Below are 26,980 nucleotides of genomic sequence, written 5' to 3'. Positions count from 1 at the left end.
CGTTCACGTCGATGGTGGCGGGTATCTCCGGCCAGGGTCAATGTCCGATGATCGATCGGGGGGAATTGTGATGGCTTCCACTGGTTGGGAGCACGCTCTCCGGTAGCGAGCATCGCCCCATACCAGCCCATAATTACTCCATGAGGATTACCGTCATCGAGCATGAGGCCGGCGCGGGCCTGGGGTTCCTGACCGGGTGGCTGGCCGATGCCGGGGCGGCGTGCGAGATCGTCCGGCCCTACCTGGGAGAGGCCGTCCCCGAGCGGGCCACCGGCGGGCTGATCGTGCTCGGAGGCGAGGCGGCCGCCTGGGAGGACGAGCGGTATCCCTGGCTGCCCGCCACCCGCGACCTGATCCGGCACTCGGTGGACGGCGGCGTGCCCACCCTGGGAATCTGCCTGGGCGCCCAGCTCATGACACTCGCCTGCGGAGGCGTCGTCGAGCGCGGTGGGCACGGGCTGGAGGTGGGTGCGCGGGAGGTCGTCCCGCTCCCGGCCGCCGGAGCCGACCCGCTGTTCGGCGGGCTGGGCCCCGCTCTCGCCGTCCAGTACCACCGCGACGCGATGACGGCGCTCCCGGAGGGAGCGGTGCCGCTGGCCACCGGGGACCCCTATCCCCACCAGGCCTACCGGCTGGGGGACAGAGCCTGGGCGGTGCAGTTCCACCCCGAGGCCACCCCTGAGATCTTCATCGGCTGGACGGTGGATTCGGCCGATCACCTGACCGAGCGGGGCTACTCGGTCGAGGAGCTCAACACGCAGGTGAAGGAGGCACGGGAAAGTCTCGTCGGCGCCTGGCGGCCGCTAGCCGAGCGGTTCGCCACCGTCGTCCAATCCGCGTGACCGCGCGATTACGTTCCGAATCCGCTAACGACGCCGCACGCTTTCAGGATTAGCGTGTGCGGCGACGCTCCGGATACCCGGGGGCGCGAGCCCGACCTGAGAGGGTGGGCGGAGAGGCACACCGCCTCCCCGCGCGCCGAGAATCGAGGCGAGCGCCGTTCGCGGGGGAGCGTGCACCTTTGATCGCTCGGGGTAGGGATTGAGGAAGGTCACCCGTGTCCGTGATCGAAGATGAGGGAGGGGCGGTGGAGTTCGTGCCCCGGATGCAGACGACCGCCGGGCGGCTGGCCCGGCTCGGCTTCGCCGACGGGGCGAGAGCCGAGCGACTGCTCGACGGACTGGGCCCCGAGGCGGTCGGCGACGTCGAGCTGCTGCTCTCCCTGGTCGGCGCGGCGGATCCCGACCTGGCGCTCACCTCGCTCAACCGGCTGGCCGAGCACGACCCCAGCGTTCTTGGAGCGCTCCGCTCCGACCCCGGCCTGCGGACCCGGCTGCTCCACGTCTTCGGCGTCAGCGCCGCCCTCGGCGACCACGTGGTCAGGCATCCCGAGCACTGGCGCCTTCTCGGCGGGGCGCAGGCCCTACAGCGACCGACCGAGGGGGAGCTCCGCGCCGAGTTGCTGCTCGCGGTCGGCGCCGAACCGGAAGACCCCGAACCACGCGCGCGCGACGCCGGCACGGACACCCTGGTCGCGCTGCGCGTCGCCTACCGGGGCCGCCTGCTCCACCTGGCCGCCCGCGACGTCACCGGCGAGCTCTCGCTGTCCGAGGTCACCGCCGAGCTGTCCGACCTGGCCGGAGCCGCGCTGGAGGCGGGACTCGCCGTCGCACGGTCCGAGCACCCGGAGTCGGACCTGGTACGGCTGGCCGTCATCGGCATGGGCAAGTGCGGTGCGCGCGAACTCAACTACATCAGCGACGTCGACGTCATCTTCGTGGCCGAGCCCCGCGAGGACGTCGGCGGGCCCGTCGACGAGCACAAGGCCATCCAGCTCGCCACCCGCCTGGCCCAGGGCATGATGCGCGCCTGCTCGGCCAGCACCCCCGAGGGGGCGCTGTGGGAGGTGGACGCGGCGCTGCGTCCCGAGGGCAAGGCCGGCCCCCTGGTCCGCACCCTCGCCAGCCACCAGGCCTACTACCGGCGCTGGGCCAAGACCTGGGAGTTCCAGGCGCTGCTGAAGGCCCGTCCTGTCGCGGGCGACGCCGAACTCGGCGGGCAGTACGTCTCCTCGATGAACGACCTGGTCTGGCAGGCCGCCACCCGGGAGAAGTTCGTCGAGGACGTGCAGGCCATGCGTCGCCGGGTGGAGGCCCACGTTCGCACGAGCGAGGCCGAGCGCCAGCTCAAGCTGGGGCCCGGCGGGCTGCGTGACATCGAGTTCGCGGTCCAGTTGCTCCAGCTCGTCCACGGCCGCATGGACCCGCTGCTGCGCCGTCGCGCCACGCTTCCCGCGCTCGCCGCCCTGTCCCGGGGCGGCTACGTCGGCAGGGACGACGCCAAGGCGCTCGCCGAGGCGTACACGTTCCTGCGCCAGATCGAGCACCTGATCCAGATGCACCGGCTGCGCCGTACCCACGTGGTGCCCGAAGGCACCGCCGACCTGCGGCGGCTGGGCCGGGGACTGGCGATGACCAGCGACCCGGTGGGGGAGTTCACCACGCAGTGGAAACGGCACTCGATGGAGGCCCGGCGCCTGCACGAGAAGCTGTTCTACCGGCCGCTGCTGCAGGCCGTGGCCCGGCTGCCGGAGTCGGAGGACCGGCTCTCCGCCGTCGCCGCGAAGGCGCGCCTGGAGGCGCTCGGCTACACCGACCCGGCCGGGGCGCTGCGCCACATCAGCGCGCTGAGCACGGGTGTCTCGCGCCGCGCGGCGATCCAGCGGACCCTCCTGCCGGTCATGCTCGGCTGGTTCGCCGACGCCCCCGACCCCGACGCGGGCCTGCTCGGCTTCCGCCAGATCTCCGACAAACTCGGCGCCACCCCGTGGTACCTGCGGCTGCTCCGCGACGAGACCGCCGTCGCCTCACGGTTGGCCCGGGTGCTCGGCACCAGCCGCTACGCGACGGGGCTGCTGATGGACGCCCCCGAGGCGGTGACGATGCTCGGCTCGGACGCGGAGCTGAACCCTCGGCCGGTCGCGGCGCTTCTGTCGGAGGCGCGGGCCATGGTGGGCCGCTATCCGGGGGAGGCCGAGAAGGGGGTGGTCGCGGCGCGCGGGCTGCGCCGCAGGGAACTGTTCCGTACGGCGATCTCCGACCTCTTCGGGCACATCGGCATCGAGGAGGTCGGCCAGACGCTGTCGGCGCTCAACGACGTGACGATCCAGGCCGCGCTCGACGCCGCCATCGGCAAGGTCGAGGCGGAGAGGCGCGCCCCGCTGGGCACCCGGTTCGCGGTGATCGCGATGGGCCGCCTGGGCGGGATCGAGTGCTCCTACGGCAGCGACGCCGACGTGATGTTCGTGCACTCGCCGCTGGAGGAGATGCCGGAGCGGGAGGCCACCGACGCGGCCTACGCCGTGGCCAACGAGCTGCGCCGCCTGCTGGCCTTGCCCGCCTCCGACCCGCCGCTGCTCATCGACCCGGATCTCCGGCCGGAGGGCCGCCAGGGCGCGCTGGTCCGCACGCTGGCCTCCTACGCCGCCTACTACGAGCGCTGGTCGTCGCCGTGGGAGTCCCAGGCTCTGCTGCGCGCCCGGTTCTCCGCGGGAGACGCCGAACTCGGGGTGGCACTGCTGCACCTGGCCGACCCGCTGCGCTACCCGGCCGACGGCATCTCCGACGCGGCCGTGCTGCACATCCGCAAGCTGAAGGCGCGGATGGAGGCCGAACGGCTGCCCCGCGGCGCCGACCCCGCCCTGCACACCAAGCTCGGTCCCGGCGGACTGTCCGACGTGGAGTGGGTGGCCCAGCTCATCCAGCTCCGTCACGCGGGACGCCTGCCGTCGCTGCGGACCACCCGTACCCTGGAGACGTTGCGCGCGGCGGTCGCGGAGGAACTGCTGTCCGAAGCCGACGAGGACATGCTCGGCCAGGCCTGGACCTTCGCCTCGCGCATCCGCGACGCCATCGTCCTGGTCCGGGGCCGCGCCGCCGACTCCATCCCGGTGGACGTCCGCGAACGCGCGCTCATCTCCCGCGTCCTCGGCTATCCCCCGGACGGCAGCGAGGACTTCGTGGACGACTACCGCCGCGCCACCCGTCGTGCCCGCCGGGTGGTGGAGCGCGTCTTCTACGAAGGCTGACCCGCCCGTCCCGCGAAGGCCGCCCGTCCCGCGAAGGCCGGTCCGGCCGGGCGAGCTCGGGCGCGTTCACCGGATCACCGGGACACGACCGCCCACCGGTTACGAAACCGACCTGTTTTGCGTGATCGCGTTGCGCCGCCAGGGACGGGCGTGTATCAACGGTCCGGGTGATCCTATTGATATCGATTTATATAGATCTGGCCATCGGTCTGATCTTGGCCTTCCTGCTCCTGTCGCTCCTGGTGAGCGGGATCAACGAGGCTTTTGTCCGGCTGCTCGGGATCCGCAGCAAGTTTCTGTGGGCCTACCTCAGGGACACGTTGGACGGCGGTCCCGGAGAGGGCAGGTCGTGGATCCCGTCGAAGATCGCCGACATCTTCGCGAAGCTGCCCTTCTCCAAGGACGACCCGCGTCCGGTGCACAGTCCCGATCCGGCGCCCCCGGTGGTCGAACCGATGCGGGTCGAGCCCGCGGGGGTCCCGGCCGCCGACGGGCCCACCGCGGACACCGCCGAAGACCTCGTCGTCGAGGAGGCCGTGGGGGCGCTCGCGGCGGAGGGGGCCGTCGAGGGGGCCTTCGACAGGCTCGCCGCCGAGGTGCCCGCGCCGATCGACATGACCGCGCGGCTGTACGAGCGTCTCCAGGAGATCGACCACCCCAAGGGCGCTCGCACCAGCATCGCGAACATCCCGCCCGAGCGGTTCTCCGGCGCGGTGATGGAGCTGGCCGCCGCCGAGGAGAACGGGATCGACGGCCTGCTCGCCAAGCTGGAGGCCATCGACAGCCCCCTGGCGGGTCACCTGAAGGGTGTGTGGGAGGGCGCTCAGCGGGACATGGGGAAGTTCCGCAAGGGCGTCGAGAACTGGTTCGACGGTGAGATGCAGCGGCTGTCCGTGCTCTACGGCCGCTACGTCAAGCTGGTGGTGTTCGCGCTGGGCGTGGTGCTGACGCTGCTGTTCAGCATGGACTCGCTGGAGTACGGCAAGACCCTCCTGCGCGACAACGCCTACCGGACCGGGGTGACCGCCATCGTGGGCGGCGGGGGGGACGGATACGCCGCGCTGAAGGACAAGTGCGCCAGTGTCGAGGCCGGTGTCGCCGAGCCGTACACCTGCGTCACCGAGTCCCTCAGCTCCCCGGCACTGGTCAAGATCTTCGACCACGCCATCGTGAGCGTCACCATCCCGCCCGACGGCTCCGACGACCCTTCCTTCCACTGGAACGGCGGAGCCTGGTGGGACCGGCTGATCGCTCCCGGACACTGGCCCGGCTACCTGCTCACCATGGTGGCGCTCCTGTTCGGGGCCTCGTTCTGGTGGGACGTCCTGCGCAGGCTCACCGGTGTCCGGGGCAATCGCTCCTAGCCGCCCGCCGGCCTGTCAGTGGAGCTCCGCCAGGAGCAGGTCGACCTGGGGGAGAGGGTCCGGACCGAACGGGCGGACCACCACCGTGTCGGCTCCCGCCTCCCACAGCGACCTGACCTGGTCGGCGGCGGCCTCGGGGGAGCCCGTCGCCATCACGACCTCGCCCGGATCGACGCGCAGGAACTCCGCCGAGTCGGCCGCCAGACTCGCCACCGTCGCGGCGTCCTCACCGATGTACAGGTGGGTGAACACCACCAGCTCGTGATCGCCGCCGCCGATCAGCTTCCGGGCCTCCCCGATCTGCGCGTCGCCGACCCCCTCGGGCAGGATCGTGCCCTGGGCCACCCGCCCCGACAGCTCCAGCGAGCGGGGCCGTACCACTCCGGCGAGAACCGGAGGCGGAACGGCGGGCGGATGCACCAGGCTCACCCCGTCGAGGTGGACGGCCCGGCCCTGGAGGGTGACCGTCTCACCGCGAAGCAGCGCGCGCACGGTCACGACGGTCTCCTCCAGCAACGCCAGCGGCGAGGACGGGAGGGCGCCCACCTGGCGCATCCAGTCCTGGACGCCGTGGCCGATCCCGGCGGCGAGGCGGTGCGGGTGCAGCCGGGCCAGGTTGCCGAACTCCATGGCGAGCAGGGCCGGGTTGCGCAGCGGCGCGGGAGCGATCCCGATGCCCACGCGGAGCCGCTCGGTGACGGCGAGCGCGGTGGCCGCCGACGAGACGGAGCCGGTCCAGCCCAGATCCTCCACCACCCAGACGTCGTCGACCTCGGCCGCGTCCAGGTGACGGCAGAAGGGGATGAGGGACTCGGGGGGAAGGGCACGGTCGAACATCACGCCGAGACGCATATATCTCCTATGGGAAACGGTAGTAACCGGCGAAACCCTTGACCGCCGTGATGGGGTCGACCCGGATCCCGGTGCCGGTCCTGAGTGCATTGATCATTTTGCCCTCACCGACGTAGACGCCCACATGGTGGGTCCTCACCTTACGCGCGCCGACCTTGCCGTAGAACGGGCGTGTGCCGACCTTGCCGTAGAAGACGAGATCCCCCGGACGGGCCATGGCGGCGGAGATCCTGGTGAGCCGCCGGACGTGGTCGTTGGTGTTGCCCGGCCCCAGCACGTCCCGCCCGTAGGCGAGCTGGTAGACCCACCTGGCCAGCCCGGAGCAGTCGAGGCCGCGGGTCCTGGTGGCCGGGCACGGCCGGATCGAGCCGCTGTATCCCTCACACGTGCCGAAGGAGGGGCCGGGGACTTCGCCGTGGCCGCCGCCCCAGGAGTAGGGGATCTCACCGCCGCGCCAGCCCGGCTGGTACTGCCCGGCCTCGATGGCGTACGCGATGGCGGTGAGCCGGTTCGGCGGGGCGGGCAGGGCCGGAGCCGAGGCGGAGCCGTTGAGGAGCAGGAACGTTCCCACAAGCACGGCCGCCGCGGACCGCAGCCGGCGTCGGGGAAGGTCGCGGCGTCCGGTGAATCGATGATGTCCGAGGGGGGTGCGACGCGGCTCCCCGGTGTGGGGAGGCCGGGGGCGTGCCTCTTCGTACCGGAGAACCTCTGCCACGTCACCTCATTCGATTTGTCGGCATAAGTCATGGCCAGTCTGCCCAACAAGTCGGTGACGCGCGCTGGGCGGACCTCGTCCGGCCAAGCCGGCGATCGTGACGGTCCCGCCTCCGTCGCCTTCGTCCCGGGTCCGTGACCCGGCGTCCTCCCGGGTGAGAGGGCGGGGAGGCCCGGGACATGCAAACTGCCCGCGTGCGGGGAGCACGCGGGCAGTGGTGGTTCGGGAGCGGGGCGCGGGGGAGGCCGTCCTCCCCCGCGCCCCGCGGCCGTCAGTCGTCGTCCCCCTCGCCGTCGTCACCGCCGGGCGCGGTCGTCGTGTTGACCACGTCCGGGCCGTCGTCACCGTCGTCGTCACCGCCGCCACCGCAACCGCCGACCAGGCCGACGAGCGCCGCCATGGCCGCGGCGGTCAGCGCCGCCTTCCGCGTGGTCTGAGCAAGCATGCACAACCTCCAGGTGGTGAGCTCCGGCAGGACGCGTCGGCGTCCGGCGAGTCACCTCTGTCCCGTACGGCGGAGATCTAACGGCCGGGCAGGTGCCGGCGCCTGCCCGCACCTGCCAGCGGCGGTTCGCTGGAACGGGGCCGAGGCCCCGGGCCCGCGTCGCGGAGCTCGAACCGGGGCCGCGTCGTCGCCGGGGGCGGCGCACGCGAAAGGCCGTCGAGCGCGCCCCCGGTGGAGGTACGGTCAACGGCCTTTCGCGAGATGCCCGAGTGCCCTGTGCGTGATCTGGTGGGTCGACCCGCCAGAGTGTCTCCGCAGATCAGAGGCGTGGCGGCTCAGACGTCGTAGTACAGCTCGAACTCGTGCGGGTGCGGGCGCAGGCGGATCGGGTCGATCTCGTTCTCACGCTTGTAGGTGATCCAGGTCTCGATCAGGTCCGGCGTGAACACGCCGCCTTCCAGCAGGTATTCGTGGTCTGCCTCAAGGGCGGCCAGCACCTCGGGGAGCGAGCCCGGGACCTGCGGGATGTTACGGGCCTCCTCGGGGGGAAGCTCGTACAGGTCCTTGTCGACCGGCTCGACCGGCTCGATCTTGTTGCGGATGCCGTCGATGCCGGCCATGAGCTGGGCGGCGAAGGCGAAGTACGGGTTGCACGACGGGTCCGGGACGCGGAACTCGATGCGCTTGGCCTTCGGGTTGGAGCCCGTGATCGGGATGCGGATGCACGCCGAGCGGTTGCGCTGGGAGTAGACCAGGTTGACCGGGGCCTCGTAACCGGGGACCAGGCGGTGGTAGGAGTTCACGGTCGGGTTGGTGAACGCCAGCAGCGACGGGGCGTGCTTGAGCAGGCCGCCGATGTAGTAGCGGGCGGTGTCGGACAGGCCCGCGTAGCCGACCTCGTCGTAGAAGAGCGGCGCGCCGTCCTTCCAGAGCGACTGGTGGCAGTGCATGCCGGAACCGTTGTCGCCGAAGATGGGCTTGGGCATGAAGGTGACCGTGTGGCCGTACTTCTGAGCCGTGCTCTTGACGATGTACTTGTACAGCATCAGGGTGTCGGCTGCCTTGAGCAGCGTGTTGAACCGGAAGTCGATCTCGGCCTGACCGGCCGTGCCGACCTCGTGGTGCTGCATCTCGACGTCGATGCCCGCCTCGATGAGCTTGCGGACCATCTCCGAGCGCAGGTCGGTGAAGTGGTCCATCGGCGGAACCGGGAAGTAGCCGCCCTTGAAGCGCGGCTTGTAACCGAGGTTGCCGCCCTCCTGGGCCTTACCGCTGTTCCAGGCGCCTTCGATCGAGTCGATGTGGTAGTAGCTCGAGTGCGCGTTGGTCTCGAAGCGCACGTCGTCGAAGATGTAGAACTCGGCCTCGGGGCCGAAGTAGACCGTGTCGGCGATGCCGGTGCCCTTGAGGAACTCCTCGGCCTTGCGGGCGACGTTGCGCGGGTCGCGGCTGTAGGCCTCACCGGTCAGCGGGTCGTGCACGAAGAAGTTGATGTTCAGCGTCTTGTGCTGCCGGAAGGGGTCGAGCACGGCCGTGGACGGGTCGGGGAGCAGGAGCATGTCCGACTCGTGAATCGCCTGGAAACCGCGGATCGACGAGCCGTCGAACATGAGACCTTCGGTGAAGACACCGGCGCCGAAGTTCTCCGTGGGGAACGTGAAGTGGTGCGTCGTCCCCGGCAGGTCGGTGAACCTGACGTCAACGAACTGCACTCCTTCGTCCGCGATGAACTTCAGGACGTCTTCAGCGGAGTTGAACACGCGAACCTCCCAAGGGGCATGGCTATAAACCAAACCTAAGTCTTCGCCGTTACCGCCCCGTGTCTCGTTTGTTTCACTCATGTTAAGGAAAAGCTGCCTCCACATTAGTCTCGCGGTGCGGCTGAACCTGTCATGGAAACGCTTCCTTTGCCCGAGTTTCACGTGCGGGAGACAAGTCTGCAGCCTTCTTCCGCCTTTACCTCGCGGTCGAGGTCGTAGGGGTCCACCAGGGCGCCGGTGGCCTTGGGGGCCTCCTTGTCGGGGACGGAATCGGGGTAGAACGGGTGGACGAATCCGTCGTCGACGTCGCAGCGGGCGTTCGCTGCGCCGTCGGCGTTCCAGCTGACGGGCCAGATCACCAGCTCGCCGTTCTCGCGGTAGACGAGGATCTCGCCGAGGTTGTGCGCGATGATCCGCTCGGTGGGCTCCGGCCGTCCGGGGCGGTGTACGGCGTAGACGAAGAGGTAGTTCACCGTGACGCGGACCCCGGACCTGCCGCCCTCGCGGAAGGCCGCGTATTTCGTCTTTCCCTTGACTTTGATCACGTCTGTGGCGAGCTCGGCTGTTTTCGGGGCGAAGCTGGTGACCCAGTACCTGCTGTTGAAGGCGTTCTTCTTCCTGCGATCCAGATCCTTCAGAAAATCCGCGCGTGCCTGCGGCTGCAGGACCTTTATCAGTGCCGCCGGCCTGCCGCCCATGAGGGTCTTGCGGTCGAGGTGGGAGGCCTTCAGCATGTCCCGGGTGTGTTTCAGGGCGGTGGCGACGTCCTTGCGGCTCAGCCCGCCCGTCGCCTTGGCCGCCGGCATCACCAGTCCCTTGGCGCCGTCGGCGTAGTCGATGGCGGGGGAGCCCTCGAAGGGGGAGAGCTTCCAGGGCCTCACGTCCACCGGCATGGTCTCCTCGGGAAGCGGGCCGAGGCGCAGGGCGGTGTTCAGGTCGGCGAACCGCTCGGAGACGAGGCCGGGGATCCGGCTGACGAGCTCGGGCCGGTAGGCGACGAGCACCCCGGCACCCACCACGGCGGCGACCAGGGCGACGGCCGCGATCCGCTGCCTGCGGCGACGCCTGACGCGTGGCAGGCGCGCCCACTCCTTGGCGGCGGCTTTACTCGCCCTCCGCTGTTCGTCCTGGCCGATCTGAGCGCTGAGCGTGTTGAATCGCTTATCGATGTCGTCGATATCGGACACTGGGGGGTTCTCCGGTGAAAGCAGATGGCGAAAAGTCAGACGACCATGATCTCCGGTTTTTCCCGGTTCGGTAATGGTTCGGGTGAATGCGAAGGCGAGCCCCGGGGCGGCTACGGTTGGAGGTATGAGCAGCAGTCAGCAGCCCCGTTGGACCCAGACCTGGCTCGGGGGCGTCAGATCGGCAGGAGTCGACCTGGGCTATCCCGGAGAGCGGCTCGGGCTGCCCCGGGAGGGCAGCGGTTCGGTGGCCGGATTCGGCCGCAGGATCGGCGCCATCGTGATCGACTGGCTGATCTGCACCTGGGCCATCACCCAGGGACTCCTGCAAATCAATCCCGTCCAGAACGTCTGGGTTCCGATCCTGATCTTCGCGGCGGAATACGTCCTGCTGGTCGGGACCATGGGCATGACCTTCGGCATGCGCCTGCTCCGCGTCCGGGTCGCCGCGCTCGACGGCGGGCAACCCGGGTTCGTCTTCGTGCTGATCCGCACCCTGCTGCTGTGCCTGGCCGTACCGGCTCTCATCTGGGACCGTGACCAGCGAGGCCTGCACGACCGCGCGGCGAACACCGTGGTCGTGCGTATGTGAACGACCGGGACTGAGAGCCCGGAGTTCGCGCGGCGCCACGGCCTCTCGCCGTCCGGCTCGCGTGAGCCTGTCCACCGCTCGCGTGAGCCCGTCCACCGGACGCGGCCGCGAGCCGTGAGCGATCTCCTCGCCGAGGACGGAGCCTCGGCGAGGAGAAGACCCGCTAGCGTCCCGCCGCGTAGCCCTGAGCGCCTCGCGGGTTGGCCGCGGCCCGCAGGAAGCCGGAGGGCTCGGCGTCCCTGGTGACGGCGCTGAGGCGGCCGAGCGACCAGGACTCCTGGACCTCCACCTGGTGCCCGCGCCGCCGCAGCTCCTCCACGACGGCGGGGTCCACCCGATCCTCGATCATCATCACGCCGGGCCGGGACTCACGGGGGAAGAACGAGCTCGGGAAGTGCTCGGAGTGGAACATGGGCGCGTCCACGGCCTCCTGGAGGTTCAGGCCGCCGTGCACGACGGACAGGAAGAAGTTCAGGCTCCACTGGTCCTGCTGGTCGCCGCCCGGGGTGCCGAAGGCCATCCACGGCTTGCCGTCGCGGAGGGCGAAGGACGGCGACAGGGTCGTGCGAGGACGGGCGCCCGGACGCAGGGAGTTCGGCAGCCCCTCCTCCAGCCAGAACATCTGAGCCCTGGTGCCGAGGCAGAAGCCGAGGTCGGGAATCGTCGGCGAGCTCTGCAGCCAGCCGCCGCTGGGAGTCGCCGAGACCATGTTGCCGTGCCGGTCCACGACGTCCAGGTGGCAGGTGTCGCCGCGGACCCGCCCGTCGGAACGGACGGTCGGCTCGCCGGCGCCGGCGAACGAGGTGGTTCCGGCGGGCGCCGTGTCGCCCGGAGCCCGCGTGGTGAGCCGGGGGGCCCGCCCGTCCGGGGAGCCGGGCCGCAGGGCGCCGGCATCGGCCAGGGGACCGACCAGGGCCCGCCTCTCGGCGTTGTAGGCCTCCCCGAGCAGCGTCTCGACGGGGACGTCGGCGTGATCGGGGTCGCCGTACCAGGCCTCACGGTCGGCGAACGCGAGCTTCGAGCATTCGATGATCGTGTGGATGTAGTCGGCGCTGAGATGCCCCATGCCGGACAGGTCGAACCCGGACAGCAGCGCGAGCTGCTGCAGGAAGGCGGGACCCTGCCCCCACGGCCCGGTCTTGCACACGGTGTGCCCGTGGTAGTCGAAGGTCAGGGGATCCTCGACGGTGGCCTCCCAGCCCGCGAGGTCCTCGGCGGTGAGCAGGCCGCCGTGGACCTTCCCCGAGGTGTCCTTCCAGGCCGTCTCGGCGCAGAACTTCGCGATCGCCTCGGCGACGAAGCCGCGGTACCAGCTGTCGCGGGCGGCGGCGATCTGCCCCTCCCGGGTGGGGGAGGCGGCCTCGGCCTCGGCGACCAGCCGCCGGTAGGTGGCGGCGAGCACGGGGTTGGCCAGCCGGGATCCGGCCTCGGGAACGCGGCCGTCCGGCAGCCAGGTCGCGGCGGAGGTGGGCCAGTCCTCGGTGAACATCTGCTCCACGGCCTCGATCGTGCCGGCGACGCGGTCCAGGACCGGGACGCCGTTCTCGGCGTAGGAGATCACGGGCTCCAGCACGTCGGCCAGCGTCCAGGTGCCCCAGCGTTCGAGCATGAGCATCCAGGCGCCGAACGCCCCGGGCACCGTTGCGGCGAGCAGGCCGGTGCCGGGCACGAGGTCCAGCCCGAGGCCGGTGAAACGGTCGACCGTGGCGGCGGCGGGTGCCACTCCCTGGCCGGAGACCACCGAGACCTTCTGCTCGGCCTCGTTCCACAACAGGATCGGCACCTCACCGCCGGGGCCGTTCAAATGCGGCTCGGCCACCTGGAGGACAAAACCGGCGGCCACCGCCGCGTCGAAGGCGTTTCCGCCGCGCTCCAGCACGCTCATCCCGGTAGCCGAGGCCAGCCAGTGGGTACTGGCCACCATTCCGAAGTCACCTGTCAGCTCGGGTCTGGTCGTGAACACGTCGGATCCTCTCAATTCAATGGTATTCAAAGACCTCTGCCGCGATTCCGCCGGCCTCATTTCGCGGTGGCGGTGGCGTCGGGCACGTGGTCGGGTGTGACGAGGTGGCAGGCTACCGGGTGATCGCCGAGGCGAAGGTCCCGGAGTTCGGGTACCTCCGTACGGCACCGGTCGACCGCGACCGGGCAGCGTGTGTGGAAGCGGCAGCCGGGCGGCGGGTCGAGCGGGCTCGGCACCTCGCCTCCGAGCACGACGCGACGCCGCTGTCTCTGCTTGACCGGGTCCGGGATCGGCGCGGCCGACAGCAGCGCCTGGGTGTACGGATGCCGCGGTTCGGCGAAGATCTCCGCGGTCGGCCCCGTCTCCACGATCCGCCCGAGATACATGACGGCGATCCGATCGGCCAGGAACTCCACGACCGAAAGGTCATGGGTGATGAACAGACAGGAGAAACCCATGTCCCGCTGCAGGTCGGTGATCAGGTTGAGCACCGAGGCCTGTACGGAGACATCCAGCGCCGACACCGGCTCGTCGGCCACCACCAGCTTGGGCTCCAGGATCAGGGCCCGGGCGAGGCTCACCCGCTGGCGCTGCCCGCCGGACAGCTCGTGGGGGAAGCGGTTCAGCGTCTCGGCGCTCAGCCCGACCCGCTCCAGCATCGCCGCGACCTGCCTCGACGCCTCGCCGCCCCGGGCGATGCCGTGCCGCCGCAGCGGCTCGCCGACGATCTGCCCGATCGTGAAACGTGGGTTGAGGGAGGAGTAGGGGTCCTGGAACACGATGTGGACATCACGCCGGAGCGGGCGCAGCGCCCGGCGGGACAGGTGCGTGATGTCGCGGCCCACGAGGTGGATGGTCCCCGAGGTGGGCTCGGTCAGGCGCAGGATGCACTTTCCGACGGTGGACTTCCCGCTGCCCGACTCACCGACCAGGCCGAGGACCTCTCCCGGTCCGATGGACAGCGACACGCCGTCCACGGCGTGGACCACGTTCCCCCGTCCGGCGCCGTAGTGCTTGACCAGCTCGCCGACCTGCAGGATCGGCTCTGCCGCGGGTGACGTCACGGGTGACCTCCGGGGTGGAAGCAGGCGGCCAGATGCGCGTTCCCGTACCGCTCCAGCGGGGGACGGGAGGCCGCGCAGTCGGCCTGGGCCGACGGGCATCGCGGGTGGAACGCGCACTCCTGCGGGTCTTTGAGCGGTGAGGGCACCAGGCCGGGGATCTCGGTGAGCCGCCTGCGCCCGTCCGCCCCGACGACCGCGGCCGTGGGGAGGGCCCGCATCAGCCCCAGCGAGTAGGGGTGGCGGGGCCGGGCGAACAGTTCCTCGACCGGCGCCTGCTCGACGGCCCGGCCCGCGTACATGACCACGGCCCGGTCGGCGATGTCGGCGACCACCCCCAGATCGTGGGTGATCAGGATGATCGCGGTGCCGAGCCGGTCCCGCAGGTCGCGGAAGACGTCGAGCACGCCCGCCTGGATCGTCACGTCCAGCGCCGTGGTCGGTTCGTCGGCGATCAGCAGCTGGGGTGAGCAGGCCACCGCGATGGCGATCATCACCCGCTGGCGCATCCCGCCCGACAGCTGGTGCGGATACTCCTTGACCCTCCGGACGGGGGCGGGGATTCCCACCAGTTCCAGCAGTTCGACGGCGCGGGCGCGGGCGGCCCGCGCGGACAGGCGTTCGTGCCGGCGCAGCACCTCGGTGATCTGGTAGCCGACCGTGAACGACGGGTTCAGGGAGGTCATCGGCTCCTGGAAGACGACCGCGACCTCCTTGCCGCGTATCCGCCGCATCTCCGGCTCGGGCAGGACCGTGAGCTCCTGCCCGTCGAGCTTGATCGACCCTGACAGGCGGGTCGTGGCGGGCGGCAGCAGCCGGGGCACCGCCATCGCGGTGACCGACTTGCCGCAACCGGACTCGCCGCACAGCGCGAGGATCTCGCCCCGTTCCACGCTGAACGACACACCCTTGACGGCGTGTACCGTGCCGTCCTCGGTGTCGAAGCCGACCGTGAGATCGGTGATCTCAAGGAGACTCATCGGCCGCTCCTGTGATCGCCGGAGTTCATGGACCGCTCCTTGGGGCCTGTGGCGTTCATGGGCCGCTCCTGGGGTCGAGGATGTCGCGCAGCCCGTCTCCGAGCAGGTTGAAGCCGAGCGTGGCCAGCGCGATCAGGAGACCGGGCCAGATCGCCAGCCACGGAGCCTGGTCGAGGTACTGCTGCGCGTCGCTGAGCATCACGCCCCATGACGGCGTCGGTGGTTGCACGCCCAGCCCGAGGAACGACAGCGTGGCCTCACCGATGATCGCGGTGGGGATCGCCACGGTGGCCTGGACGATGAGCGGGCTGGCGGAGTTGGGCAGGATGTAGCGGAACAGGAGATGAGCGTCGTTCGCGCCGTCGGCGATCGCCGCCGCCACGTAGTCCATCTCCCGGATCGCGAGCACCTCGCCGCGGGTGATCCGGATGACCGCGGGAAGCTGGGCGAACGAGAGCGCGAAGACGACGCCGCGCAGCGAGGGGCCCAGGATCGCGGCCAGTCCCACGGCGAACACCAGGAACGGGAAGGCCAGCGTCGTGTCGACCAGCCGCATCACGATCGAGTCGAGCCACCGCCGGTAGAAGCCGGCCGCCAGCCCGATCGGGATGCCGACGACCATCGCCAGCAGCGTGGACAGCACTCCTGCCTGGAGCGAGGTCTGGGCTCCCGACGCGACCCGGGCGAACGCGTCGCGGCCGAGATCGTCGGTGCCCAGCAGGTGGTCGAGCGAGGGCGGCATCAGGGTCGCCAGGTAGTCCTGAGCCGCGGGGTCGCCGCTGATCAGGGGTCCGAAGACGGCCAGTGCCAGGAACGTCAGGACGAGCGTCAGGCCGATCATGGGCATCGGGCGGCGCCGGAACCGGCGCCAGAGCCTGCGGCGGCGATCCGCCCGGCCCGAGTTCCACTTCGCGATCGGCTTGGGGGAAAGTGTCCCTTCAGTCACGAGAGCCTCCCGACAGCCGGACCCGCGGATTGAGTAGCGCGTAGGTGATGTCGACGAGGAGGTTGACCAGCACGTAACCGGTGACCGTGACCAGGACGACGGCCTGGATCACCGGATAGTTGCGGGTGAGGACCGCGTCGATGGTCAGCTTCCCGAATCCGGGAAGCACGAATATCTGCTCGACGACCACCGCGCCGCTGATCAGGGCCCCGAGTTGCAGGCCGAGCACGGTGATCACGGTGGTCAGGCTGTTGCGCAGGGCGTGCGCGCCGACGACCTTGGTCTCCGTCAGGCCCTTGGACCGGGCGGTCCTGACGTAGTCGGCCGACAGCGCTCCGAGCATCGCCGACCGGGTCTGCCGCATCAGCACGGCGGCGAACCCGGTGCCGAGCACCAGGGCCGGCAGCACCATGCGCTGCAGGTTGCCCACCGGGTCCTGCGTGAAGGGGACGAACCCGGAAGCGGGCAGCCAGCGCAGGGTGACCGAGAACAGCAGGATGCCGAGCAGCCCGAGCCAGAAGTGCGGGACGGACAGCCCGATCAGGCCGAACCCGGTGGCGACGTAGTCGGCGACCCGGCCGCGCCGTACGGCGGCGACGATGCCGGACAGCACGCCGATCGTGATCGCCACCAGCAGGGCCAGAGCGGACAACTCCAGCGTCACGGGCAGGCGCTCCAGGAGGATCTGCCCCACGGGCAGCTGGTCCTGGGTGGAGCGGCCGAGATTGCCGCTCAGCACCTGGCCGACATAGTCGACGTACTGCGTGGGCAGGGGCTTGTCGAGACCGTAGGCGTGGCGGATGGCCGCGACCGCCTGGGGCGTCGCGTCCTCACCGGCCATCACCAGTGCGGGGTCGCCGGGCAGCGCCCTGATCCCCAGAAAGATCAGGACGCTGGCCAGGAACAGCACGATCAGCGCCGCCCCGCCTCGGCGAAGGACGAACCAGATCATCTGGTCGGTCCTACTGGACGAGCCCGGCGGTGGTGAACCGCGGGAGCCCGTCCTCGTAGTACTTCACGCCGGCGACGTTCTTGTTCATGCCCAGGTAGTACTTGTTGTGGTACAGGTAGACGACGCTGCGGATCTCGGCCGCCTTCTGGACCGCCTTGGTGTACAGGTCACGGCGCTGGTCGACGTCGCCGGTCGCCGCGGCCTCCTTGATGGGGTCGTCGATCCCCGGGTCGGACATGCCGCCGAAGTTGTTCGTGCCGCCGCTGGTGATCAGGTTGGTGACGTTGCCGTCGGGGTCGACCCGGCCGGACCACCCGTTGAGGAAGACGTCGAACTTGCCCTCCCTGCCCTGCTCCAGGGTGGTGACGAACTCGGCCGTCTGCACGGTGACGGCGAATCCCGCGTCCTTGACCATCTGCTGGATCACCTGGGCCAGACGCTGGTTGGTCGCGTCGTTCGGCGAGAGCAGGGTCACCGGGATCGGGGTCTTCACCCCGCTCTGCGCGACCAGCTGCTTGGCCTTGGCCGGGTCGTGCGCGGGGCACTTGAGGTCGGGGGAGCGGTAGGGGCTCTTCAGCGGGAGGGGGAAGCAGTCCGGCTCGTGCAGGCCGTTGTAGACCGTCTTGTTGATCACGTCCCGGTCGAGGGACAGCTCGAAGGCCTCGCGGAGCAGGGGGTCGCCGGCCAGTGCCGTGTCGACCTTGCCCGGCTTCTCCGTGGCGCCGTTGGCGTTGCCCACGTTGATCGTGAAGCCGTAGAAGCCCAGTCCGCCGCCGGAGACCACCCCCAGGTTGGGGTCGCTCTGAATGCCGGCCACGGTGGTGGTGGCCAGCTGGTCGGCCACCTGGACGTCACCGGACTTGAGGTTGGCGGCCCGCACGTTCGGGTCGACGATGACCTTGTAGGTGAGCTTGTCGAGCTTGACCTTCGCGGCGTCGTAGTAGTCCGGCGCGCGCTCCAGACGGATCTCGCTGCCGGAGGTGCGTCCGGCGAACTTGAACGGTCCGACGCAGACGGGACTGGCCCCGAAGTTGTCGCCCTCGCTGTCCAGGGCCTTCGGCGACATGATCATGCCCGCGCGGTCGGCGAGCTGCGCGGTCAGCGGGGTGAAGGCGCGCGACAGGGAGAGACTCACGGTCTCCGGGTCCACGACGGTCACCTCCTCCACCGCGGCCAGGTCGGCCTGGCGGGACGACTTCTCCCATGTGCGGTGGCGGTCCAGCGACTTCTTGACCGCGGCGGCGTCCAACGTCGTGCCGTCGTTGAACTTGACGCCGCTCCGCAGCTTGATCGTGATGGTCTTGCCGTCCTCCGAAACGTCCGGCAGCGCGGATGCCAACTGGGGAACAAGCGCGGAGGTGGCGTCGATGTCATAGAGCTTCTCGCACATGTTCACAAACACCTCGCGGCCCACGAGGGTCGTCGACAAGCTCGGGTCCAAGGCGTCCGGGTCCGCGTTGAGCGCGACGGTGAGGGTTCCGCCGCTCTTGACCTGACGGTCGTCGGCCCCGGCGCCGGAAACGGAGGGCGCGGGCGCACCGCCCCCGCCACCGCTCCCGCCTCCACCGCAGGCGGTGAGCACTAAGGGTGACACGGCGAGGGCCACAACCAGCCCGCGGAAGCTTATGGGGGATCGCATAGGGGCTCCTTCTTTCCTGAGACAACTCAGGGGTAAGTCAGGAGACTGTATACGATGTACGGTTTCGGATGTGTTTCGCCCCTACAACAGGAAAGGGGTGTTTATGTCACACGACAGGCGCAACATCAGTCCCACCCGTACCTTGCGTCCCACTCCGGCCCGCCGCGTATCCGGGTCGGCCGGCTGCGGCGAACCGGTCGGCGGGGTCGCGAAAAACCGGGGTCCCCTGCGGGCCCCGGCCAGGAGACGTCCTGCGGCTACCTCACGCAGGTGAAGATCGCGGTGCCGGGCAGGTAGCGGCCGCGCAGCGGGCTCCAGCCGCCCCATTCGCGGTCGTGGTCCTTCGGCCACTCCGGCTCGGTCAGCGCCGTGAGGGTCAGCCCCGACGCGGTGATGTGCCCGATCCAGTCCGCCATCGTGCGGTGGTGCTCCACGTAGACGGGCTGTCCGTCGTCGCCCGTCTCCACGTACGGCGAGCGGTCGAAGTAGGAGCGGTCGGCGGTCAGCCCGCCGGGACCCGGGTCGTCGGGAAAGGCCCAGCGGACCGGATGGCTCACCGAGAAGACCAGGCGGCCCTCCGGGCGCAGCACCCGGCGGGTCTCGGCGAGAACGGCCCGCGCGTCGGCGACGAACGGCAGCGCGCCGAACGCCGAGCAGGCCAGGTCGAACGACGCGTCGGCGAAGGGCAGGGCCTCCGCGTCCGCCTGGACCACCGGGAGCGCGGAGCCGGCGTCGGCGTCGATCCGGCGGGAGTGCTGGAGCTGGCGGAAGGACAGGTCGAAGGCGGCCACCCTGGCCCCCCTGCCGGCCAGCCATCGACCGCACTGTCCCGCGCCGCAGCCGATCTCCAGGATGTCCTTGCCGGTGACGTCGCCCAGCAGGTGGGCGTCGGCCTCGTCGAGGCCTTCGGGGCACCAGACGAAACCGGAGTCACGCAGGAACTCCCCGTGCTCCGCCTGGTATTCGTCCGCGGCGCCGTCCCACCAGCCGCGGTTGGCCCGCGAGGTGGCCGCGGCGTCCACTCGGTGACGGCCGATCCCTGCGAGACTCATCAGCGCATCTTCGGCCGGGGCATCCTGGCGCCGCGCGGCAGCGGGCCCTTGGGCATCGGCAGGGTCTGCGGAAGGGCCTTGAGCCGGTTGTTGATCTCGTAGACGGCGGGCTTCTTGAGGTTGCGGGGCAGCTTCATGATGTGCCGCTGCAGCTTGCCCAGGGGGATCTGCCCGTCGCCGTCACCGCACTGGATGTCGTAGACGGGGACGTCGAGGGCGACTCGCTGGACGCGCTTCTTCTCGGCGACCAGCATCTTCTGCACGCGGCTGCCCGGTCCCTCGGAGACGAGGATGATGCCGGGGAAGCCGACCACGCGGTGCACGATGTCCTGGTCGCGGGTGACCGCGACGGCCGGGGTGACCTCCCAGTTGCCGCGCATGCCCTGCAAAATCGCCGCGGCGGCGCCCACCTGGCCGTGCAACATGGAGTACTGGGCCTTCTGGGCGAGCTGGCCGAACACCACCAGCCCGACGGTGAGGGCCAGCATGACCCCCAGGAAGAGCAAGTACCAGATCAAGCCCGTGACCAGGCCGATGACGACGCACACCACAAGCGTGCCGAGCGCCGATGCGTAGACGATCGGCATCCCCTTGGGGTTGGCTTCCTTGATGATCTTCGCGATCATGCCGAGCTGCTTGATGCGCCCCGGGCGCTCTGAATCTGCGGGCTTTTTGGCCATGCTCCGAGAATACAAATCCAGGGGTCAAGATGTGAAAACGTGACCTGCCGCCACCCCCCGTGCGAAGGCGGCGGGCCACGACGGCGAAGGGCCCCCCGCACGAGGCGAGGGGCCCTGAGATCGCCGGTGACGGCCCCGGGAACAGCCGGGGCCCAGAGGCCCGGAAGCCGAGGTCAGGCGTGCTGACGAGCCTCGATGGCCTGCTTGTAGAGGCGGCCTGCCCGGTAGGAGGAACGGACCAGCGGGCCGGACAGGACTCCGGCGAAACCGATGGCCTCGGCCTCCTTCTGAAGTTCCACGAACTCCTCGGGCTTCACCCAGCGCTCCACGGGATGGTGGCGCGGGGTGGGGCGCAGGTACTGGGTCACGGTCAGCAGGTCGCATCCGGCCTCGTGGAGGTCGCGCATGGCCTGGACGATCTCCTCGCGCTCCTCGCCCATGCCGAGGATCAGGTTCGACTTGGTCACCAGGCCCGCCTGACGGGCCTTGGTGATCACTTCCAGGGACCGCTCGTAACGGAACGCGGGCCGGATGCGCTTGAAGATCCGCGGCACGGTCTCGATGTTGTGCGCGAACACCTCGGGCTTGGCGGAGAAGACCTCCTCAAGCTGGTCCTGGTCGCCGTTGAAGTCGGGCACCAGCAGCTCGACGCCGCAGCCGGGAAGCAGCGCGTGGATCTGACGCGCGGTCTCGGCGTACAGCCAGGCGCCGCCGTCGGGCAGGTCGTCACGGGCGACCCCGGTCACGGTCGCGTAGTTGAGACCCATCTGCCGCACCGAGTCGGCCACGCGGCGCGGCTCGTCGGTGTCGTACTCCTTGGGCTTGCCCGTGTCGATCTGGCAGAAGTCACACCGCCGGGTGCACTGGTCACCGCCGATGAGGAAGGTGGCCTCGCGGTCCTCCCAGCACTCGGAGATGTTGGGACATCCGGCTTCCTGGCAGACGGTATGCAGGCCCTCGCGTTTGACCAGCGCCCTCAGCTCGGTGTGATTGGGACCGGTCCGGTACTTGGTCTTGATCCACTCGGGCTTCTTCTCGATGGGGGTCTCCGCGTTGCGGACCTCCAGCCGGAGGAGCTTCCGGCCTTCAGGGGCAACGGTCATGAGATCTCCTTCGCCGGTCGGGGGACCGGAGTGCTGGATACGTCCGCTCGCTTGTCACGCTCGCTCACCGTCTCAGCTTATGTCCCGGAAGAACGTGAGGCGGACCCGGGTCTCAGCGCCGGAAGAGGTCTTCCTCCGGGAGCTCGAAGGCCTGTGCCTCAAGCGCCTCCGCCAGGTGCTTCTCCGCGTACGGCATGACCTCGTCGACCACGATCCGGCGGCCGGTCTCGGCCGACAGCGAGGAGACCCCGGCGTCGCTGATCCCGCACGGGACGATCCGGTTGTACCAGCTCGGGTCGTTGGAGCAGTTGAGCGCGAACCCGTGCATCGTGACGCCTCCCGCGATCCTGATGCCGACCGCGCCGAGCTTCCTGTCGGGGAGGCCGTGCGAGGGGTCGCCGGCCACCCAGACGCCGCCGCGGCCCTCCACCCGGTCCACCTGCACCCCGAAGTCGGCGCAGACGTGGATGAGCGTCTCCTCCAGGATCCGGACGTAGGAGGTCACGTCGAGCCGCCCTCCGAGCCTGATGATCGGATAGCCGACCAGCTGGCCTGGACCGTGCCAGGTGATCCGGCCACCCCGGTCGACGTCGATGACGGGGGTGCCGTCGGAGGGCCGCTCGTGCGGGGCGGTGCGTTTGCCCGCCGTGTAGACCGGCGCGTGTTCGAGCATCAGGCAGGTGTCGGGGATCTCATCGGCGGCCCGGCGGGCGTGAATCCGCCGCTGAAGATCCCAGGCCTGCTCGTAGGGGAAGTCAACGCCAAGACGGACGATCGCCAGCTCACTCACGCATCAAGAGTAGTTGACCCGCCGGTGCTCAAGACGTGAGAAGCCGAGGCTCGATGCGGAACTCCTTGGCCCCACCAGCCCCATCGTGCTCCACTTTGTACGCGTAGGAACCTGGATGCACGGTAACGGCCTGGATGAATTCGGTGCCGACGTAGTGCAACGCGACGCCCTCGTCGGCGGCGTAGCCGTCGGGCAACTCGCCGGAGCCCACCGACCGGTGCAGCAGCTCGCGGCGCTGAGGGTCGGAGTTGTAATGAACGCCACACGAATAGGGCAGGAGCCCGAGGCCGTCGGCCCACGTCCGCAGCGTCGGCCCGAAGGAGTCGGTGTTGCCGCCCACGTGCCAGCAGAGCGCCCCGGCGCTCTGCCCGGACAGCACCACGCCGGCCTCCCAGGCCTCCCTGAACGCCTCGTCCAGGCCGTGCAGCCGCCACAGGGCCGCCAGGTTGGCGACGCTGCCCCCGCTGACGTAGATGACGTCCTGGCTCAGGATCCACTCGCGCGGATCGGCGACGTTGGGCATCGGGAACACGGTCAGGTGGCTGACCTCGACGTCCCATGCGCCGAACGCGCCGTACATGCGCAGCAGCCATTCCGCGTCGTCCCCGGTGGCGGTGGCGAGCAGGCCCAGCCTGGGCCGGTCCTGGCCGCTCAGATCAAGGGCGTATCTGAGCAGCGGGCTCGCCTCGATGAATCCGTGGCGTGCGGAGGGGCGGAACGAGCCGCCTCCGATGGCAAGAATGTGAGACTGCCCGGACCTGCCCATATGTATCTCCCCAATGACTCCAGCGGCGACAGGGACCCTAGAGTACGGCGGAGAGTGCCTCATTGAGACATGTATGCCGGAACGCGTGGCCGCTGTCGAGCAGCCGTCGCGGAAGCACCCGCTGGCCCGTCAGCACACCCTCCTCGGCGAACCCGCCCAGGGCCGTGCGGAGCACGATTCCGGGCACCGCCAGCGGCATCGTGGGCCGGTGAACGGCCTGCCCGAGGACCTTGGTGAACTCCGCGTTGGTGACCGGTTCGGGGGCGGTCAGGTTCACCGGGCCTGATATTTCCGGATTTTTCAGGAGATCCTGGACGGCGAGCACCCAGTCCTCGATGGAGATCCACGACCAGTACTGCCGCCCGGATCCCAGCGGAGCGCCCAGCCCCAGCTTGAAGATCGGCAGGATCCTGGACAGCATGCCGCCGTCACCGCTCAGCACCAGGCCGGTGCGGAGCAGCACCACCCGGATGCCCGCCTCCTCGGCGGGCGCCGTCGCCGCCTCCCACGGCACCACCACCTCCTCCGCGAGGAATCCGGTGCCCGGCGGGGCCGTCTCGTCCACCGCGCGGTCACCGGTGTCCCCGTAGAAGCCGATCGCCGAGCCGGACAGCAGCACCGGGGGCCTGGCCGACAGGCCGGCCAGCGCCTCCGCCAGCGTGCTCGTTCCCTCGACCCGGCTGCGGACCACCTCGCGCTTGTAGTCGTCGCTCCAGCGCCGGTCGCCGAGGCCCGCCCCGGCGAGGTGGACCACCGCCTCCGCGCCTTCCAGAACCGCCGGATCGACAATGCCCTTCCGCGGGTTCCAGAAGGACTCGTCCGCGCCTTGCGGGACTCGCCGTACCAGACAGACCACCCGGGTGCCGTCGGCGCGCAGAGCCTTGACCAGAGCCGATCCCAGCAGGCCCGAGGACCCGGTCACGATGATCGTCATAGCGTCCAATCTAATCGACCTCCGCCCAGATCTTCGGAAGGAGAGCGTCTCCTGGACTCACCGCGCGCCGGAATCCGTCGCGGAACCTCGTGAAACCCCACGAGATCCCGAGAAGGGCGGGGATCTGATGGGGTTTCGCGGGAGAACGGAGCGGGCCGGCCCGCGAAACGCGGACCGGCCCGGCGAGAGAAGAGGGCTGAACGGATTACCCGTTGAGACCCAGCTGGTCCTCGAAGCGGCCCTCCTCGAGACGACGCTTGATCGTCGTCAGGAAGCGGGCGGCGTCCGCGCCGTCGACCAGGCGGTGGTCGTAGCTGAGTGCGAGGTAGACCATCGAGCGGATCGCGATGACCTCGCCCTCGGCGGTGTTCATGACGACCGGGCGCTTGACGACGATGCCGGTGCCCAGCATGCCGACCTGCGGCCTGTTGAGGATCGGCGTGTCGAACAGCGCGCCACGGCTGCCGGTGTTGGTCAGGGTGAACGTGCCGCCGGTGATCTCGTCCGGGCTCACCTTGTTGGTGCGGGTGCGCTCGGCCAGGTCGGCGGTCTTGCGGGCGAGACCGGCGATGTTGAGGTCACCGGCGTCCTTGATCACCGCGACGAGCAGGCCGCGCTCGGTGTCCACGGCCATGCCCAGGTGCTCGGCGTCGAAGTACGTGACCTCGTTGGTCTCGTCGTTGATCGTGGCGTTCAGCTTCGGGTGCTGCTTGAGCGCCTCGACGGTCGCGAGCGAGAAGAACGGCAGGAACGAGAGCTTGACGCCCTCGCGCCGCTGGAACTCCGCCTTCGCCCGGTCGCGCAGCTGGGCGATCTTGGTGACGTCGACCTCGACCACGGTGGTCAGCTGTGCCGCGGTCTGCAGCGACTCGACCATGCGCTTGGCGATGGTCTGACGCAGGCGTGACATCTTCTCGGTACGGCCGCGCAGCGTGGTGTCCACCACGACCGGCTCGGGAGCCTGCGCGGCGGCCTGGGCCGGAGCCTGGGCGGACGCCTGCGGGGCGGGAGCCGAGGCGGCGGCCTGCTCACGCTGGTTGCGGGCGGCCTCGAGGACGTCCTGCTTGCGGATCCGGCCGCCGACGCCGGTGCCGTTCAGCGAGTCCAGGTCGACGTTGTGCTCGCCGGCGAGCTTGCGGACCAGCGGGGTGACGTACGGGCTGTCGCCGGAGGACGGCTGCGAGGCGGGCGCGGTGGCCGGCGTCGCGATCGGGGACGGCGGCGGCTGGGTGGCCTGCGGAGCCGGAGCCGGGGCGGCCGCCTGAGGGGCGGGAGCCGGGACCGGGGCGGGGGCGGGCTCGGGGGCCGGAGGGGCGGCCGCGGGAGCGGGCTGGGGGATCGAGGAGATCGGCTGCTGCGCCTGCTGGGGAGCGGGGGCGGGCTCCGGCTCGGGTTCGGGCTCGGGAGCCTTCTCCTGGGCCGGGGCGGCAGCGGCGGCGGAGCCGTTCTCGTCGATGATGGCGAGCTCGGCGCCGACCTCGACGGTCTCGTCCTCGGCCACGACGATCTTGGTGAGGATGCCCGCCGCCGGAGACGGGATCTCGGTGTCGACCTTGTCGGTGGAGACTTCGAGGAGCGGCTCGTCCGCCTCGACGCGCTCGCCCTCCTTCTTCAGCCAACGGGTGACTGTGCCCTCCGTGACGCTCTCACCGAGCTGGGGCATCTGTACGGACTTCGGCATTGGTGTCTTCTCTCGCGTTCCAAGTGAGGGCTTAGTTAGTTGTGAACGTGCAGGGGCTTGCCTGCCATGGCCAGCATCGCCTCGCCGATGGCCTCCGACTGGGTCGGGTGCGCGTGGATCAGCTGGGCGACCTCGGCGGGGAGGGCCTCCCAGTTGTAGAGCAGCTGCCCTTCGGTCACGAGCTCGCCCATGCGACGGCCGACCATGTGCACGCCGAGCACCGGGCCGTCCTTCGACGCGACGACCTTGACCGCGCCCTGAGTCTGCAGGATCTGGCTCTTGGGGTTGCCCGCGAGGTCGTAGGTGAACTCGACGACCTCGTGGCCCCGCTCCCTGGCCTGGGCGGAGGTGATGCCCACCGAGGCGACCTCGGGGTCGGAGTAGGTGATCCGCGGCACGCCGTCGTAGTCGATCGGGACCGGGTTGAGCCCGGCGATGTGCTCGGCCACCAGGATGCCCTCGGCGAAGCCCGCGTGGGCGAGCTGCAGGGTCGGGATCAGGTCGCCGACCGCGTAGACGCCCGGCACGCTGGTCTGGCAGAACTCGTTCACGGTGACGGTGCCCCGCTCGATCGTGACGCCCGCCTCCTCGAGGCCCATGCCGGTGGAGACGGCGCCGCGGCCGACGGCGACGAGCAGCAGCTCGGCGTCGAGGGTCTTGCCGTTGGCGAGTGTGACGACCACGCCGGTGTCAGTGATCTTGACACCCTCGAAGAACACGCCCAGCTCCTGCTTGATGCCGCGGCGGCGGAAGGCACGCTCCAGAAGCTTGGAGCTCGACTCCTCCTCCAGCGGGAGCAGGTGCGGCAGGGCCTCGACGATCGTCACCTCGGCGCCGAACGAACGCCAGACGCTGGCGAACTCGACCCCGATGACGCCGCCGCCCAGGACGACCACCGAGGTGGGCACCCGGTCCAGCTTGAGCGCGTGCTCGCTGGTGATGACCCGCTCGCCGTCGATCTCCAGACCGGGCAGGGACCGGGGCGCGGAGCCCGTCGCCAGCACGATGTTGCGGCCCTCGTAAACGGTGTCGCCCACGGCGATCCCGTTGGAGCCCACGAGACGGCCCTCGCCCTCGATGATCGTGACGTTCTTGCTCTTGAGCAGTCCCTGCACGCCCTTCCAGGCGCGAGTCACGATCTTGTCCTTGAACGCGTGGACCGCGGGCACGTCGATGCCCTCGAAACGGGCCCGGACGCCGTAGGTGGCGCTCTCCCGCGTCTCGTCGGCCACTTCCGCGGAGTGCAGAAGGGCCTTGGTGGGGATGCATCCCCGGTGCAGGCACGTGCCGCCGATCTTGTCCTTCTCGATCAGCGCGACCGTCTTGCCCAGCTCGGCCGCCCGCAGAGCGCAGGCATACCCTCCGCTACCGCCACCCAGGACGACGATGTCGTAGGGGCCGCTGCCATCAGCCACAGGAAAGCTCCTTGTCGGA

Annotated in this window: 23 protein-coding genes; 4 read left to right on the top strand and 19 right to left on the bottom strand. The window is 70.0% G+C overall.

Features of this window, described 5'->3' with window-relative positions; translation table 11 throughout:
* Window positions 1-140: 140 nt before the first annotated feature.
* The 3 genes from J2853_RS22050 (at window position 141) to J2853_RS22040 (ending at window position 5,451) form a co-directional block, all read left to right on the top strand.
* Complete coding sequence (locus J2853_RS22050; RefSeq protein WP_307560850.1) at window positions 141-842, top strand: type 1 glutamine amidotransferase; 702 nt, start codon at window positions 141-143, stop codon at window positions 840-842.
* Window positions 843-1,105: 263 nt separating this feature from the next.
* Window positions 1,106-4,087: a bifunctional [glutamine synthetase] adenylyltransferase/[glutamine synthetase]-adenylyl-L-tyrosine phosphorylase gene (locus J2853_RS22045; RefSeq protein ID WP_307568767.1), complete on the top strand. Its 2,982-nt coding sequence runs from the start codon at window positions 1,106-1,108 to the stop codon at window positions 4,085-4,087.
* Between the two features lie 167 nt (window positions 4,088-4,254).
* Complete coding sequence (locus tag J2853_RS22040; RefSeq protein WP_307560848.1) at window positions 4,255-5,451, top strand: hypothetical protein; 1,197 nt, start codon at window positions 4,255-4,257, stop codon at window positions 5,449-5,451.
* A 15-nt stretch (window positions 5,452-5,466) separates the two neighbouring features.
* On the opposite strand, the gene J2853_RS22035 is transcribed toward J2853_RS22040, so the two are convergent.
* The 5 genes from J2853_RS22035 to J2853_RS22015 all read right to left on the bottom strand — a co-directional run bounded on the left by J2853_RS22035 (window position 5,467) and on the right by J2853_RS22015 (window position 10,410).
* Window positions 5,467-6,303 (bottom strand): LLM class flavin-dependent oxidoreductase, encoded by an 837-nt coding sequence (locus J2853_RS22035; RefSeq protein WP_307560846.1) that lies wholly within the window; start codon window positions 6,301-6,303, stop codon window positions 5,467-5,469.
* A gap of 7 nt (window positions 6,304-6,310) precedes the next feature.
* The gene (locus J2853_RS22030; RefSeq protein WP_307560844.1) at window positions 6,311-6,880 is read right to left on the bottom strand and encodes a C40 family peptidase; all 570 of its coding nucleotides are present in this window, start codon (window positions 6,878-6,880) and stop codon (window positions 6,311-6,313) included.
* 409 nt (window positions 6,881-7,289) lie between these two features.
* Window positions 7,290-7,463, bottom strand: coding sequence for a hypothetical protein (locus J2853_RS22025; RefSeq protein WP_307560842.1), 174 nt, complete (start codon window positions 7,461-7,463; stop codon window positions 7,290-7,292).
* 335 nt (window positions 7,464-7,798) lie between these two features.
* A complete protein-coding gene (gene glnA / locus J2853_RS22020; protein ID WP_307560840.1) occupies window positions 7,799-9,223 on the bottom strand; it encodes a type I glutamate--ammonia ligase in 1,425 nt (474 codons plus the stop codon).
* A 158-nt stretch (window positions 9,224-9,381) separates the two neighbouring features.
* Window positions 9,382-10,410 (bottom strand): hypothetical protein, encoded by a 1,029-nt coding sequence (locus tag J2853_RS22015; protein ID WP_307560838.1) that lies wholly within the window; start codon window positions 10,408-10,410, stop codon window positions 9,382-9,384.
* Between the two features lie 124 nt (window positions 10,411-10,534).
* Between J2853_RS22015 and J2853_RS22010 the strand changes: the two genes are divergently transcribed.
* Complete coding sequence (locus J2853_RS22010; RefSeq protein ID WP_307560836.1) at window positions 10,535-10,999, top strand: RDD family protein; 465 nt, start codon at window positions 10,535-10,537, stop codon at window positions 10,997-10,999.
* Between the two features lie 163 nt (window positions 11,000-11,162).
* Here J2853_RS22010 and J2853_RS22005 read toward each other — a convergent pair whose 3' ends face one another.
* The 14 genes from J2853_RS22005 to lpdA form a co-directional block, all read right to left on the bottom strand.
* On the bottom strand, window positions 11,163-12,923 hold the full coding sequence (locus tag J2853_RS22005; RefSeq protein ID WP_307568766.1) for a gamma-glutamyltransferase family protein: 1,761 nt from the start codon (window positions 12,921-12,923) through the stop codon (window positions 11,163-11,165).
* A gap of 95 nt (window positions 12,924-13,018) precedes the next feature.
* The gene (locus tag J2853_RS22000; RefSeq protein ID WP_307560835.1) at window positions 13,019-14,026 is read right to left on the bottom strand and encodes an ABC transporter ATP-binding protein; all 1,008 of its coding nucleotides are present in this window, start codon (window positions 14,024-14,026) and stop codon (window positions 13,019-13,021) included.
* Entirely contained in the window at window positions 14,023-15,003 is a 981-nt protein-coding gene (locus J2853_RS21995) for an ABC transporter ATP-binding protein (RefSeq protein ID WP_307560833.1), read from the bottom strand. Before J2853_RS21995 ends, J2853_RS22000 begins: the two co-directional genes overlap by 4 nt.
* Before the next feature lie 55 nt (window positions 15,004-15,058).
* Entirely contained in the window at window positions 15,059-15,949 is an 891-nt protein-coding gene (locus J2853_RS21990) for an ABC transporter permease (protein WP_307560831.1), read from the bottom strand.
* The gene (locus J2853_RS21985; protein WP_307560829.1) at window positions 15,942-16,901 is read right to left on the bottom strand and encodes an ABC transporter permease; all 960 of its coding nucleotides are present in this window, start codon (window positions 16,899-16,901) and stop codon (window positions 15,942-15,944) included. The genes J2853_RS21990 and J2853_RS21985 overlap by 8 nt, the downstream gene beginning before the upstream one ends.
* Before the next feature lie 10 nt (window positions 16,902-16,911).
* Window positions 16,912-18,540 carry an ABC transporter substrate-binding protein gene (locus J2853_RS21980; RefSeq protein ID WP_307560827.1) on the bottom strand — a complete coding sequence of 543 codons (1,629 nt, stop codon included), beginning with the start codon at window positions 18,538-18,540 and terminating at the stop codon, window positions 16,912-16,914.
* A 257-nt stretch (window positions 18,541-18,797) separates the two neighbouring features.
* Complete coding sequence (locus J2853_RS21975; RefSeq protein ID WP_307560826.1) at window positions 18,798-19,592, bottom strand: class I SAM-dependent methyltransferase; 795 nt, start codon at window positions 19,590-19,592, stop codon at window positions 18,798-18,800.
* Entirely contained in the window at window positions 19,592-20,272 is a 681-nt protein-coding gene (locus J2853_RS21970) for a DUF4191 domain-containing protein (protein ID WP_307560824.1), read from the bottom strand. The genes J2853_RS21975 and J2853_RS21970 overlap by 1 nt, the downstream gene beginning before the upstream one ends.
* 173 nt (window positions 20,273-20,445) lie before the next feature.
* Window positions 20,446-21,375 carry a lipoyl synthase gene (gene lipA / locus J2853_RS21965; RefSeq protein WP_307560822.1) on the bottom strand — a complete coding sequence of 310 codons (930 nt, stop codon included), beginning with the start codon at window positions 21,373-21,375 and terminating at the stop codon, window positions 20,446-20,448.
* A 112-nt stretch (window positions 21,376-21,487) separates the two neighbouring features.
* The gene (gene lipB, locus J2853_RS21960) at window positions 21,488-22,165 is read right to left on the bottom strand and encodes a lipoyl(octanoyl) transferase LipB (protein WP_307560820.1); all 678 of its coding nucleotides are present in this window, start codon (window positions 22,163-22,165) and stop codon (window positions 21,488-21,490) included.
* A gap of 28 nt (window positions 22,166-22,193) precedes the next feature.
* Window positions 22,194-22,931 carry a Type 1 glutamine amidotransferase-like domain-containing protein gene (locus J2853_RS21955; protein ID WP_307560818.1) on the bottom strand — a complete coding sequence of 246 codons (738 nt, stop codon included), beginning with the start codon at window positions 22,929-22,931 and terminating at the stop codon, window positions 22,194-22,196.
* Window positions 22,932-22,968: 37 nt separating this feature from the next.
* Window positions 22,969-23,865: a TIGR01777 family oxidoreductase gene (locus J2853_RS21950; RefSeq protein WP_307560816.1), complete on the bottom strand. Its 897-nt coding sequence runs from the start codon at window positions 23,863-23,865 to the stop codon at window positions 22,969-22,971.
* A gap of 205 nt (window positions 23,866-24,070) precedes the next feature.
* Window positions 24,071-25,546 carry a 2-oxoglutarate dehydrogenase, E2 component, dihydrolipoamide succinyltransferase gene (sucB, locus tag J2853_RS21945; protein ID WP_307560814.1) on the bottom strand — a complete coding sequence of 492 codons (1,476 nt, stop codon included), beginning with the start codon at window positions 25,544-25,546 and terminating at the stop codon, window positions 24,071-24,073.
* A 35-nt stretch (window positions 25,547-25,581) separates the two neighbouring features.
* Window positions 25,582-26,961 carry a dihydrolipoyl dehydrogenase gene (gene lpdA, locus J2853_RS21940; protein WP_307560812.1) on the bottom strand — a complete coding sequence of 460 codons (1,380 nt, stop codon included), beginning with the start codon at window positions 26,959-26,961 and terminating at the stop codon, window positions 25,582-25,584.
* Window positions 26,962-26,980: the final 19 nt, after the last annotated feature.

It is taken from the genome of Streptosporangium lutulentum, from assembly GCF_030811455.1.
GTDB classification, from domain to species: Bacteria; Actinomycetota; Actinomycetes; order Streptosporangiales; family Streptosporangiaceae; genus Streptosporangium; species Streptosporangium lutulentum.
Note: the sequence above shows the minus strand (reverse complement) of the source record. Positions and strands in the feature narration are given on the sequence as shown.

What these genes read in the sequence shown, in the direction of transcription:
- J2853_RS21970 (WP_307560824.1), bottom strand. Translation starts at nt 20,272, where the DNA reads ATGGCCAAAAAGCCCGCAGATTCAGAGCGCCCGGGGCGCATCAAGCAG.
- J2853_RS22010 (WP_307560836.1), top strand. Translation starts at nt 10,535, where the DNA reads ATGAGCAGCAGTCAGCAGCCCCGTTGGACCCAGACCTGGCTCGGGGGC.
- sucB (WP_307560814.1), bottom strand. Translation starts at nt 25,546, where the DNA reads ATGCCGAAGTCCGTACAGATGCCCCAGCTCGGTGAGAGCGTCACGGAG.
- J2853_RS22045 (WP_307568767.1), top strand. Translation starts at nt 1,106, where the DNA reads ATGCAGACGACCGCCGGGCGGCTGGCCCGGCTCGGCTTCGCCGACGGG.
- J2853_RS21985 (WP_307560829.1), bottom strand. Translation starts at nt 16,901, where the DNA reads ATGATCTGGTTCGTCCTTCGCCGAGGCGGGGCGGCGCTGATCGTGCTG.
- J2853_RS21995 (WP_307560833.1), bottom strand. Translation starts at nt 15,003, where the DNA reads ATGAGTCTCCTTGAGATCACCGATCTCACGGTCGGCTTCGACACCGAG.
- J2853_RS21950 (WP_307560816.1), bottom strand. Translation starts at nt 23,865, where the DNA reads ATGACGATCATCGTGACCGGGTCCTCGGGCCTGCTGGGATCGGCTCTG.
- J2853_RS22035 (WP_307560846.1), bottom strand. Translation starts at nt 6,303, where the DNA reads ATGCGTCTCGGCGTGATGTTCGACCGTGCCCTTCCCCCCGAGTCCCTC.
- J2853_RS22005 (WP_307568766.1), bottom strand. Translation starts at nt 12,923, where the DNA reads ATGGTGGCCAGTACCCACTGGCTGGCCTCGGCTACCGGGATGAGCGTG.
- J2853_RS22050 (WP_307560850.1), top strand. Translation starts at nt 141, where the DNA reads ATGAGGATTACCGTCATCGAGCATGAGGCCGGCGCGGGCCTGGGGTTC.
- J2853_RS22025 (WP_307560842.1), bottom strand. Translation starts at nt 7,463, where the DNA reads ATGCTTGCTCAGACCACGCGGAAGGCGGCGCTGACCGCCGCGGCCATG.
- lipA (WP_307560822.1), bottom strand. Translation starts at nt 21,375, where the DNA reads ATGACCGTTGCCCCTGAAGGCCGGAAGCTCCTCCGGCTGGAGGTCCGC.
- J2853_RS21975 (WP_307560826.1), bottom strand. Translation starts at nt 19,592, where the DNA reads ATGAGTCTCGCAGGGATCGGCCGTCACCGAGTGGACGCCGCGGCCACC.
- J2853_RS21980 (WP_307560827.1), bottom strand. Translation starts at nt 18,540, where the DNA reads ATGCGATCCCCCATAAGCTTCCGCGGGCTGGTTGTGGCCCTCGCCGTG.
- J2853_RS21955 (WP_307560818.1), bottom strand. Translation starts at nt 22,931, where the DNA reads ATGGGCAGGTCCGGGCAGTCTCACATTCTTGCCATCGGAGGCGGCTCG.